The sequence below is a fragment of the Neisseria sp. genome, assembly GCF_030530745.1.
GTDB lineage: Bacteria > Pseudomonadota > Gammaproteobacteria > Burkholderiales > Neisseriaceae > Neisseria.
Genome location: NZ_JAUMUI010000012.1, coordinates 16,220 through 28,106 on the forward strand (window position 1 = coordinate 16,220; position 11,887 = coordinate 28,106).

At 57.4% G+C, this 11,887-nt stretch carries 10 protein-coding genes; 9 read left to right on the forward strand and 1 reads right to left on the reverse strand.

Annotated elements, in window-relative coordinates:
• Window positions 1–2: 2 nt before the first annotated feature.
• The 9 genes from Q3970_RS06045 to Q3970_RS06085 all read left to right on the forward strand — a co-directional run bounded on the left by Q3970_RS06045 (window position 3) and on the right by Q3970_RS06085 (window position 10,045).
• A complete protein-coding gene (locus Q3970_RS06045) occupies window positions 3–1,772 on the forward strand; it encodes a sodium:solute symporter family protein (protein ID WP_303099699.1) in 1,770 nt (589 codons plus the stop codon).
• A 182-nt stretch (window positions 1,773–1,954) separates the two neighbouring features.
• Window positions 1,955–2,503, forward strand: a complete 549-nt coding sequence (locus tag Q3970_RS06050; RefSeq protein WP_303099700.1) for a hypothetical protein — start codon at window positions 1,955–1,957, stop codon at window positions 2,501–2,503.
• A gap of 73 nt (window positions 2,504–2,576) precedes the next feature.
• Window positions 2,577–3,608 carry a tetraacyldisaccharide 4'-kinase gene (gene lpxK, locus Q3970_RS06055; protein WP_303099701.1) on the forward strand — a complete coding sequence of 344 codons (1,032 nt, stop codon included), beginning with the start codon at window positions 2,577–2,579 and terminating at the stop codon, window positions 3,606–3,608.
• Between the two features lie 106 nt (window positions 3,609–3,714).
• Entirely contained in the window at window positions 3,715–3,897 is a 183-nt protein-coding gene (locus Q3970_RS06060; RefSeq protein ID WP_303099702.1) for a Trm112 family protein, read from the forward strand.
• Entirely contained in the window at window positions 3,894–4,658 is a 765-nt protein-coding gene (gene kdsB, locus Q3970_RS06065; protein WP_303099703.1) for a 3-deoxy-manno-octulosonate cytidylyltransferase, read from the forward strand. The genes Q3970_RS06060 and kdsB overlap by 4 nt, the downstream gene beginning before the upstream one ends.
• Before the next feature lie 149 nt (window positions 4,659–4,807).
• On the forward strand, window positions 4,808–5,566 hold the full coding sequence (locus Q3970_RS06070) for a sulfite exporter TauE/SafE family protein (RefSeq protein WP_303099704.1): 759 nt from the start codon (window positions 4,808–4,810) through the stop codon (window positions 5,564–5,566).
• A gap of 68 nt (window positions 5,567–5,634) precedes the next feature.
• On the forward strand, window positions 5,635–7,179 hold the full coding sequence (locus tag Q3970_RS06075) for an ABC transporter ATP-binding protein (protein WP_303099705.1): 1,545 nt from the start codon (window positions 5,635–5,637) through the stop codon (window positions 7,177–7,179).
• A 79-nt stretch (window positions 7,180–7,258) separates the two neighbouring features.
• The gene (gene trxA / locus Q3970_RS06080) at window positions 7,259–7,588 is read left to right on the forward strand and encodes a thioredoxin TrxA (RefSeq protein WP_085366690.1); all 330 of its coding nucleotides are present in this window, start codon (window positions 7,259–7,261) and stop codon (window positions 7,586–7,588) included.
• Between the two features lie 228 nt (window positions 7,589–7,816).
• A complete protein-coding gene (locus Q3970_RS06085; RefSeq protein WP_303099706.1) occupies window positions 7,817–10,045 on the forward strand; it encodes a DNA internalization-related competence protein ComEC/Rec2 in 2,229 nt (742 codons plus the stop codon).
• Window positions 10,046–10,072: 27 nt separating this feature from the next.
• On the opposite strand, the gene Q3970_RS06090 is transcribed toward Q3970_RS06085, so the two are convergent.
• Window positions 10,073–11,842: an ABC transporter ATP-binding protein/permease gene (locus Q3970_RS06090; protein ID WP_303099707.1), complete on the reverse strand. Its 1,770-nt coding sequence runs from the start codon at window positions 11,840–11,842 to the stop codon at window positions 10,073–10,075.
• Window positions 11,843–11,887: the final 45 nt, after the last annotated feature.

An 11,887-nucleotide genomic window follows, 5' to 3' on the forward strand; every position in this document is an offset into this window, starting at 1 on the left:
CCATGAGCCAGTTTGTGATTAACCTGATTTTCGTGGGCGCGTCTTTTGCGCTGTATTTCGGTATTGCGGTTTGGGCGCGCGCCGGTTCGACCAAAGAGTTTTATGTGGCCGGCGGCGGTGTGCATCCTGTGTTGAACGGTATGGCAACCGCCGCCGACTGGATGAGCGCGGCTTCGTTTATTTCGATGGCGGGTCTGCTGGCGATGACCGGTTACGGCGCTTCGGCCTATCTGATGGGCTGGACGGGCGGTTATGTGCTGCTCGCCCTGCTGCTGGCTCCGTATTTGCGCAAATTCGGCAAATTTACCGTGCCGGATTTTATCGGCGACCGCTTCTACAGCCGCACCGCCCGTTTGGTGGCCGTTGCGTGCCTGCTGATTGCTTCGACCACTTACGTTATCGGCCAGATGACTGGTGCCGGCGTAGCGTTTTCCCGCTTTTTGGAAGTAAGCAACACGACCGGCCTTTTGATTGCCGCCGTGGTGGTGCTGTTTTACGCGGTGTTGGGCGGTATGAAAGGGATCACTTATACGCAGGTGGCGCAATATGCGGTATTGATTGCTGCCTATACCATTCCTGCGGTATTCATCTCTTTTAATTTAACCGGTAATCCGATTCCTCCCTTGGGTCTGTTCGGCACGGATACCGCTTCAGGTATGCCGCTACTGCAAAAGCTTGATTTGCTGGTAACCGATTTGGGCTTTGAGGCCTATACCGCAGATGTGCCAAATAAACTGAATATGCTCCTGTTCACTTTGTCGCTGATGATCGGTACCGCCGGTTTGCCGCACGTGATTATCCGTTTCTTTACCGTGCCTAAAGTGTCCGATGCGCGTTCGTCTGCCGGTTGGGCACTGGTGTTTATCGCCCTGCTTTACACAACTGCTCCGGCAGTCGGCTCTATGGCACGTTTCAACTTGGTCAATACTGTTTATCCCAACGGTGTACAGGGGCAGCCCTTAAGTTACGAAGCCCGCCCCGAATGGATGAAAAACTGGGAGACCACCGGTTTGCTGAAGTTTGAGGATAAAAACAGCGACGGCCATATCCAATACTACAACGACAAATCCGAAATTTTTGAAACAGCTGCTTCAGAACGCGGCTGGCAGGGTAACGAGCTGACCGTAAACAACGACATTTTGGTATTGGCCAACCCTGAAATCGCCAACCTGCCGAGTTGGGTTGTCGGCCTGATTGCAGCGGGCGGTTTGGCGGCCGCACTTTCCACTGCAGCAGGCTTGCTGTTGGCAATTTCTTCAGCCGTGTCGCACGACTTGATTAAGAAAACCCTGAAACCCGATATTTCGGAAAAAGGCGAACTGACGGCAGCCCGCGTATCCATGACGCTGGCGATTGTGGTGGCCACTTGGCTGGGCATCAACCCGCCCGGATTTGCCGCACAAGTGGTAGCGCTGGCATTCGGTATTGCAGCCGCTTCCATCTTCCCCGCCTTGATGATGGGTATTTTCTCGAAACGCATCAACAGCGCGGGCGCAACCGCCGGTATGCTGGTAGGCTTGATTTCCACCTGCGTATATATCTTCCTGTATATGGGCTGGTTCTTTATCCCCAGCACCAACAACTTTGAAAACGTGGAAGCCAACTGGTTGTTCGGTATTTCACCCTTGTCGTTCGGTGCGGTAGGTGCGGTTTTAAACTTTGCCGTGGCATTTGCGGTTTCTTTTGCAGGTAAAGCACCGCCTCAAAATGTGCAGGATTTGGTGGAAAGCGTCCGTTATCCGCGCGGTGCGGGGCAGGCTGCCGATCACTGAACCCCGCTTTATCGGGCTTCTTCCGGGAAGCCCGGATTTTCTGTAATTTATTGTTTTAAGCCGCTTTGTTCCGACGGAAATGTAATCGGCTATAATACGCAACCTTATCGTGCCGGGCTGTCGCACAAGCCCAAAAGTTAAAAATACCGGGCGGGATATTCTGCCGGCTTAGAGGGGGCATCATGATTTGGGAGCTGACCGCCACGGTTTTCGCAGGCTTGGGCGCCGCCGGCATCGTATTGGGTCTGCGTGCCCTGTTTAAAAAGCTACCGAAATGGCTGGTGCCTGCCGGCGCAGGCTTGGGTATGCTGCTGTTTCAGATATACAGCGAATACACATGGTACGGCCACACCCGCTCGCTTTTGCCGCAGGGTACGGTCGTGGTGGCCGAAATAGGCGAAACCGCCCCCTATAAACCTTGGAGCTACTACAAGCCGCAAATACTGCGGTTTGTTGCGGTAGATACTGATAAGCTGTCGGCAGTAAACGGCGATAAAAATACCGTGCAGGCCAACCTGTATTTTTTCGAACGGCGTATGAGCGCCCATACCTGGCCCGTGCTGGTCGACTGCCAAAAGCGCCTGCAGGCCGATATCCGCACAACCCGCAACGGCATACTCGAGCCGGGGGAATGGGGCAAAACGGAATATACTGAAAAAATTGCCCGGGCCGTATGCGGTAAAACAGTTTCGGCAGGGGTGGCGCGGGGTTTTAAGATGCAGATTATTTAGAGAAACCGGCAAAATCATTTACCGCAGTAAGCGGCATATCTGTCTTTCAAATATGTTCAACAAGGCCGTCTGAATGCCCAAACTCCATCAAATCATCGAACGCCACTGGCAGCAGCCCAATCCGGTTTTGAGCGTGCTGCTGTGGCCTTTGTCGCGCCTGTTTCAGACGGCCTCGGCCATACGCAGGCGGTTATATTCGGCGGGCCGTCTGAAAAGCGAAAAACTGCCTGTGCCTGTGGCGGTGGTGGGTAACATTCACGCAGGAGGGGCGGGTAAAACGCCGGTGGTGTCGGCGCTGGTAAAAGGTTTGCAGGCACGCGGCATCCGGGCGGGTATTATCAGCCGCGGCTACGGGCGCAAGGGCAGCGGCGTTTATGTGCTTCAGCCCGGCAGCACGGCGGCAGAGGCGGGCGACGAACCTTTGCTGCTCTACCGCCAAACCGGTGCACCCGTTGCGGTGTGCAGCAGCCGGGCGCACGCGGGTAGGGCGCTGCTGGCGGCGCACCCCGATATTCAGCTGATTATTACCGACGACGGCCTGCAACATTATGCTTTGCGGCGCGATTTGGAAATCGTGGTGTTTCCCGCCGCCGATGTAAGCCGGCGCAGTTTGGATTTATTGCCCAACGGCGGCTTGCGCGAACCTTTGGCCCGCCTGCAAGCGGCGGATGCGGTGGTGTTGGGTGGTGGCACGGGCGGGGAAGAGGCGGCGCACCTGCATGAAAACATATTCCACAGCCGCCTGCAGGCCGGAAAAATCTACCGCTTCAACCAACCTGACGAATATTTGGATACAGGCCGTCTGAAACATCTGCGCGTGGCGGCGGTGGCAGGCATTGCCAGGCCCGAGCGTTTTTTCGACACCCTGCGCGGCTTGGGTATCGTATTGGCCGAAACGCGCGCGCTGCCCGATCATGCCGCTTTGTCTGCCGCAGATCTGCCGCAGGCGGATGTGGTGCTGGTTACCGAAAAAGATGCGGTAAAACTTTCAGACGGCCTGTGGGAAAACGTGTGGGTGCTGCCTGTTTGTGCGATAATCAAGCCGGATTTGGCGGCTTTTGTTGCAGGCCGTCTGAATATTGAACCGAAGGTTCAAGAACAGTAATATGAAAACCCGGTAACAGGTGTGATACAGGTGCCCGGGCAGGAAAACAGCACAGGATCCCACGGCTGTTTGCAGCGGCACCTGTAATTAACAGAAAGCCAACCCTATGGAAAAGAAATTTTTAGACATTCTCGTATGCCCCGTATGCAAAGGCAGTTTGGAATACAAACAAGACAGGCAGGAATTATGGTGCCGCCAAAGCAAACTTGCTTATCCGATTAAAGACGGCATCCCCTTTATGCTCGAAAACGAAGCCCGCGAACTGACCGAAGAAGAGCTGCACGCATGAGTGCGTTTACCGTTTTGATTCCCGCGCGGCTGTCGTCGTCGCGCCTGCCTGAAAAAGCGCTGGCCGACATCTGCGGCAAGCCCATGGTGGTGCGTGTGGCGGAGCAGGCTGCCAAAAGCGCCGCCGAACGCGTGGTTGTGGCTACCGACCATGCCGACATTGAAGCCGCCTGCCAAGCGCACGGCATCGCCAGCGTGATGACCGCCGCCACCCACGAAAGCGGCACCACCCGTTTGGCAGAAGCCGCCGCCAAGCTCGGCCTGCCGCCGGATACCGTGGTGGTCAACGTGCAGGGCGACGAGCCGCTGATTAACCCGCAATTAATCGACCGCACCGCTGCACTGTTGGTGAAAAACCAAGTGCCGATGGCCACCGCCGCGCATCCTGTTCGCGATTTGGCCGAATTTCTCAACCCGAACTGCGTGAAAGTGGTGTTGAACGCCGCAGGAAACGCGTTATATTTCAGCCGAGCGCCGGTTCCCTATCCGCGCGATGCGATGGCCGCTTCCCCGCAAGCCCTGCCCGCGGGTTTTTCCCCTTTGCGCCATATCGGCATTTATTCCTACCGCGCCGGCTTTTTGCAGCAATACGCCGGCTTGGCCGTGTCGCCGCACGAAACCGACGAATCGTTGGAGCAGCTGCGCGTGTTGTGGCACGGCTGTCCGATTGCGGTGGAAATCACCGAAACCGCGCCCGCCGCAGGGGTGGACACCGCCGAAGACTTGGCGCGCGTGCGCTCGGTGTTTCAAGAATATGCCTGATGCGCCCGGGGCTTGAAACCAAACGGCAATAAACCGGAGCCGTTATAGAAAACGGTTTTAATTTTTACGCCGGGCTCGAGGGGCGTGCAAATGGTTCAAAAAACGATAAAGGTTTGAACGGTATCAGGCCGTCTGAAAAGTTTTTAAACATGGAATTGACCCTTTGGCACTATCTGGCTGTTGCTGTTTTAGGTATTGCCGCAGGCATCATCAATATTTTGGCGGGCGGCGGTTCCAACCTGATCCTGCCTTTGCTGATGGCATTCGGTTTGCCGCCCGACATCGCCAACGGCAGCAACCGCGTCGGCGTATTTTTCCAATCTCTGGCCGGTATCCGCGGCTTCAGAAAAGCGGGCGCGCTGCCCACCCATGATTTGCGCGGGATTCTGCTGCCGACGGCAGCGGGCGGGCTGGCCGGCTCGGTGTCGGCTTCGGTGCTGCCCAATGAAATTTTGAAGCCGGCGCTGCTGGCCTGCATTCTCGGCGTGGCCACCTTAACCTTTCTCAAACCGCAATTGCTGCTGCCGCCCCAAGGCGCGCAAGAGAAGAAAGTGGCCGAAACGCGGGGAGCATCGGCTTTGCTGTTTGCCGCTGGTGTCTACGGCGGGTTTGCCCAAGCCAGCGTTGCGTTTTTGCTGCTGCCTGTTTTGGCCGGAGTACTGCACTACAACCTGCTGCGTGCCAATGCATTGAAGTTGGTGTGTACATTGGCGTTTACCGTGGTGGCGCTGGCGGTGTTTGTTGCCGGAGGGCAGGTTTGGTGGGATGTCGGCCTGGTGCTGGCGGCAGGCAGTGCCGCCGGTTCGGTGATAGGCGTAAAGGTTGCGCTGAAGCTCCCGCAAGAAACCTTGCGCAATATCCTGTTTGCGATGACGGTGGTGGCCGTGGCGGCGGCTTTTTTGAAATAGTTTTTCAAAACCCGACCTGATTTTTCGGCAAATATCCGGCACAAACGGCCATCTGAAAAATAATGCTTATGAACCCAATTCTCGAAATCGACAACCTGAATGCGTTTTTCCCCGGCCGCCAAGTGCTGCACAACATCAATCTGGCGGTTCGCGAGGGGCGCAAGCTGGCGCTGGTGGGGGAAAGCGGCAGCGGCAAAACCGTGCTGGCGCAGGGCATTATGCGGCTGAATCCTGCCGTGTCGTTAACAGGTCGTCTGAACTTCAACGGCGAAAACCTGCTTGATAGAAGCCCGCGCCAATTGCAGAAATTGCGCGGCAAAGAAATCGGCATGGTATTCCAAGAACCGATGACGGCGCTCAATCCGGTGATGCGCGTGGGCAGACAGATTGCCGAAGTGCTGTCGCTGCATCTGGGTTTGAACGCCAAACAGGCATGGGCGCGGGCGGTGGAGCTGCTGGCCGAAACGGGCATACAGCAGCCCGAAGAAAAAGCCTCTGCCTACCCGTTTCAGCTTTCGGGCGGGCAGCGCCAGCGGGCGATGATTGCCATGGCGGTGGCGGCCGGGCCGAAACTCTTGATTGCCGACGAGCCGACCACCGCGCTCGATGTGGCAGTGCAGGCGCAGATTCTTGATTTGCTCTCGCGCTTGCAGGCCGCCCATAACATGACTTTGGTTTACATCAGCCACGATTTGAACCTGGTGCGCCGCTTTGCCGACGATGTGGCGGTGATGCGCCACGGGCGGATTGTCGAACAGGGGGCGGCGGCGGAAGTGTTCGCCGACCCGCAGCACGAATACACCAAAATGCTGCTTAACGCAGGCGCGGTGCGGCAGGTTCAAACGCTGCCGGCCGGCGCGCCGACGGTGTTGGAAGCCGAAAACATCAGCGTGGCCGTTCCCGAGCGCGCGGGCTGGTTTAAAAAGCGGCAGAAAACCCTGCTCTCGCCGGTGTCGTTCGATTTGAAAGCGGGCGAAACGCTGGGCGTGATCGGCGAGAGCGGCAGCGGCAAAACCACGCTGGCCAAAGCCGTGATGCACTTAATGGAAAGTACGGGCCGTCTGAAAATCAACGGCGAAATATGGAACAAGCAATCGCGCAAAGCCGTGCAGATGGTGTTTCAAGACCCGTTCGGTGCGTTCAACCCGCGCATGAACGTGTTTGAAATCGTTTCGGAAGCCTTAAGCGTGCATGCGCCCGATACGGACAACGCCGAAATGCGCCGCCGTGTGGTGGAAGTGTTGCAGCAGGTGGGCCTGCCCGACGATATTCTCGAACGCTACCCGCACGCGTTTTCCGGCGGGCAGCGGCAGCGGCTGGCGATTGCGCGCGCCATCATCGTGCGGCCGCAGGTGCTGGTGCTCGACGAGCCGACCAGCGCGCTTGATGTGCAGTGGCAGCAGCAGATTCTTGAATTATTGGCCGGTTTGCAGCAGCGGCATGGTTTGAGCCTGATAATCATCAGCCATGATCTGGCTGTGATACGCGCCCTGTCGCACCGCGTGATGGTGCTCAAAGACGGGCAGGTGGTGGAGCAGGGTGTGCTGGAAGAAGTGTTTGCCAAACCCGATGCCGACTATACACAAAAACTATTGATACATGCAGGCTCTTGAAATTTTGCCGTTCAGGCCATATGCTACGCCACATTAACCAACCGTATGAACCTTCATTCACCGCAAAGAGGAACACATTATGAGCAGCAACTTAATCGTACACGCTACCGACGCGAGCTTTGAGCAAGACGTATTGAAATCCGACGTGCCCGTATTGCTGGACTTTTGGGCACCGTGGTGCGGCCCCTGCAAAATGATTGCACCGATTCTCGACGAAGTGGCCGCCGAATTTGAAGGCCGTCTGAAAGTGGTGAAAATCAACATTGATGAAAACGAGCAAACCCCGTCGCAATTCGGCGTGCGCGGCATTCCCACGCTGATGGTGTTTAAAAACGGCCAAAACGTCGCCACCAAAGTGGGTGCGCTGGCCAAAGGCCAATTGGTTGCGTTTGTGAACGCCTCGATTTAAAGCGGTTTAAACGTTTTTAAATTTGTTTTTGATAAAGGGCCGTCTGAAATATTTCAGGCGGCCTTTGTCTTATGGCCAATCAGCTTAAGAAAGGCTGCATGTCATGAGGCCTTTGCAAAGATCCCGTCATACTCGGGCTTGACCCGAGTATCTTTTTCAGACGGCCGGTTGCCGATAACCCATACGGTCCATATAATACCTTTATTTATTATCTTATATGAAATAATTATGCCGAAACCGTGGCTGCCGTTGTGGGCGGCGGGCGTTGCCGCTTCGTTCGCCCTGCCTGCCGTACCGTCGTGGACGGTATTGGCAGCGGCATGGTTGTGCCTGCTGGCGCTGGCTTGGCGGTTTCGGGCGGCGGCGTGGCTGCTGCTGTGCTTGAGCGGTGCTTTATACGGCATCTGGCGCACACAGTCTGCGCTTGATAAGCAATGGCCGCTGGTTCAGACGGCACCGGTACCCTTAACAATCGAAGTGGCGGATTTGCCGCAGCGCGACGAGAAACGGGTGCGTTTTACGGCAAAAGCGGTGGACGGCGGCGGACGGCATTACCGCCTGCAGCTGTCCGACTACCGGTTGCGCGACTGGCCGGCAGGCAGCCGCTGGCAGGTTCAGGCGCGGGTGCGGCCGCCGGTAGGCGAGGTAAACCGAACCGGCTTCAACCGCGAGGCGTGGGCGTTGGGCAGCGGCATCGGCGGCGTGGGCACGATCGGCAAAGAGCGGCAGGCATTAACGGGCGGTGGGCCACCGTTGCTGCTGCGGTGGCGGGAACATGTCAGCCGCCGCTGGCAGAACACAAATACGCACGGGCATGATTTTTCAGACGGCCTCGGCCTGATGCGGGCTTTGAGCATAGGCGAGCAGTCGGCTTTGAGCGGACAAGCGTGGCAGTCGTTCCGGCCGTTGGGTTTGAACCATTTGGTGAGCATTTCAGGCCTGCATGTGGGCATGGTGGCGGTGTTGGCGGGCTGGCTGATGAAATACGGGTTGCGCGTGTTGCCGTTTGTGCCGAAAACGCCGCGCCTCTGGGTACTGGTTGCGGGGTTGTCGGCTGCTGTGTTTTATGCGGGTTTGGCGGGGTTCTCGGTGCCGACCCGGCGCAGCGTGCTGATGCTGCTGGCGCTGGCGTGGGCGTGGTGGCGGGGCAGCGGCGCGTCGGTTTGGGCAGGCTGGTGGCAGGCGTTGGCGTTGGTGTTGCTGTTCGACCCGGCTGCGGTTTTGAGTGCGGGGTTTTGGCTGTCGTTCGGTTTGGTGGGGGCATTGTTGTGGGTTTCGGCAGGCCGTCTGAACGAACGCGGCCTGCGGGTGGCGGTGCGCGCGCAATGGGCGGTAACGGTGGTGTCGGTGGTGGCATTGGGCAGTCTGTTCGCTTCGCTGCCGCTGTTGAGCCCGTTGGTAAACGCGGCGGCGGTTCCGTGGTTTTCGTGGGTGCTGGTGCCGCTGGCGCTGGCCGCTTCGCTGCTGCCGTTTGCCCCTTTGCAGTGGCTGGCGGCTGCGGCGGGCGAATATACGCTGCGGCTGGTGCAATGGGTGGCACAAAACGCTCCCGAATATGCCGTGGCGGCCTCCCCGCCGCTGTTGCTGCCGCTGGCGGCGGTGGCGGCGCTAATCGTGCTGCTGCCGCGCGGTTCGGGCTGGAAGCCGCTGGCGTGGCTGGTGTTGGCGGGTTTTGTGTTTTACCGCCCGAATGTGCCGCAGCAAGGGCGCCTGAACGTTACCGTGTGGGATGCGGGGCAGGGTTTGTCGGTTTGGATGCAAACCCGCAACCACAATCTGCTGTTTGACACCGGCACCGAAACGGCGGCGGCCGCGCAGATTCTGCCCAACTTGAATGCCGCGGGAGTCCGCCGTTTGGACATGCTGGTGCTGTCGCACCACGATGCCGATCACGACGGCGGTTTTACGGTATTGGCACGCGCTGAAAAACCGCGTGAAATTTTGGCGGGTCAGCCGCAGTTCTACCCGCAGGCTGTGCTTTGCCGGGAAAAGCAATGGCAGTGGGACGGTGTGCACTTTGAGTTTTTGAGGCCGTCTGAAAATGAAACGGCGCAGGATAACGACCAAAGCTGTGTTTTGCGTGTGGTGGCGGGCGGACAGGCTCTTCTGATAACGGGCGATTTGGGGCGGCGCGGCGAATTGGAGCTGGTGGAAAAATACGGATCCGGCCTATACAGCCAAGTGCTGGTGCTGGGGCATCACGGCAGCAATTCTTCATCGGCGGGCGCGTTTCTCAATGCCGTCTCGCCGCAATATGCCGTTGCTTCAAGCGGTTTTGCCAATGCCTACAGGCATCCCGCCGCCGCCGTGCAAAACCGTGTGAGGGCACACGGTGCAGAATTGCTGCGGACGGATTTGTCGGGGGCGCTGGTATTTGAATTGGGCGGCGGGGGTGGTGTGTTTAAAGGCCGTCTGAAAGAGGGAGGGCCTTATTGGCAGAAAAAGCCTTTTGAATGAGGCGGCCCGGCTGTGTTTTTTACGGCCTCAGCCGCAGGCCGCTTCACCCACAAACATATGGCGGTTGTGGAACACGGCCAGCGTGCTGCGGTGGCCGATGCTGATAATCATGCTTTCAGGCAGGCGTTTGCGGATAAGGGTGTAAAGTGCCGCTTCGGTCGGTTCGTCGAGCGCGGCAGTGGCTTCATCGAGCAGTATCAGTTTCGGGCATGCCAGCAGAATGCGCACGAAAGCCACGCGTTGCAGTTCCCCCGGTGAAAGTTTGTGCTGCCAGTCGTCTTCCTGATCAAGTTTTTCAAGCAGATGTTCCAAACGGCATTCCCGCATGGCGGTTTCCAGCCCGGGGTGGTGCGGATCAATATCGGGGTAGCACACGGCTTGGCGCAGGCTGCCCTGCGGGGTGTAGGGGCGTTGCGGCACAAACATGGTCTGCCCGTGGGGAGGGCTTTGGATGCGGCCGCTGCTGCCAAACGGCCACAAACCCGCCAAAGTGCGCAGCAGCGAGGTTTTGCCGCAGCCGCTGGGGCCTTGTATCAAAAGCGCGTCTCCGCTTCTGATGCTTACGTTTAAATTGCCCAGCAGCACGCTGCCGTTGTGGCGGAAGAGCGTTACATTTTCGAGCGAGAGGCCGTCTGAAACCTCGTTAATCTGCGGCGTGCCGGTTTGTTTGATTTGGTTGGCGCTGGTGAGAAAATCGCTCAAACGCTCCAAACGGGCGCGGTAGGCGGTAAATTTTTCGTAGAAGTTGCGGAAAAACGATAAAGCGCGTTGCAGGCGGTTAAACGCCTGCACGGTTTGGTGCATATCGCCGATTTTAATCTGCCCGGCGAAAAAGCGCGGAGCCTGCAGCATCAGCGGCAAAAGCTGCACGCCTTGTGTAAGCAGGTCGTTGAAACCGTTCAAGGTAACGCTTTGGCGGGCGATTTTCCAGCGGTTGCGGATAATGGCGGCAAAACGTTCGCCAAGCTGCTGCCGTTCGCGCCATTCGCCGTTGTAAAACGCCACGCTCTCGGCGTGGTCGCGCACGCGGACCAGCGAATAGCGGTAGTCGCCGTTGAGTTTTTCGTTGTCGTAGTTGTGGCGGATAAGCGGTTTGCCTATCCACATTGCCGCCACGGTGGAAAGCAGCACGAACACAAACACGAAAAACACCATGCCGCGCGGGATTTCAAAACCGAACAGGCTCAAAATGCCCGACAGCCCCCACAAAACGATGGTAAATTCAATCGCCGAAATCACCGAATTGAGCATGCCGCGGATAAATTCGATGGTGGAAGCGATAAATTCCTGCGCATCCTGCTGGATACGCTGGTCGATATTGTCGGGCGCGTGGCGGCGCATTTGCAGGCGGTAATAGTTTTTATCGGCCAGCCAGCGTTCTGTGAGCACGGCGTTTAATTTTTCCGACCACTTAATCGCCAGTGCCTGATCGAGAAAATCGTTCACGATGCCGTTGAACGTGCGCATCAGCACCACGCCCGCGTTAATCAGCGCAAAAAACCAAAACGCCTGTGCTTTCGCATCTTGCAGGGCGCTGTATAGGCCGTTGTAGAAAAAGGTGTTTAAAACGTTCAGGCGGATTTCGGTGAGCAGCAGCAATACCATCAGCGTAACCGTCAGTGCAGTTTTGGCGCCGCTTTTTTTATCGATGCAGGGGCGCAGGATATACCAAAACTGTTTGCCGAAACGGGTTTTGCCCGTCAGAAAAACAATCAGCACCAAAGAGGCCATCACGCCGCCGAAGGTTTGCAGCAGCCACATCGGGCTGCCGTTGAGTTCGATCTGCCATTTTTCCATGTTTTGAATTGCACCGTGAAAGGCCGTCTGAAACATTTTTCAGAC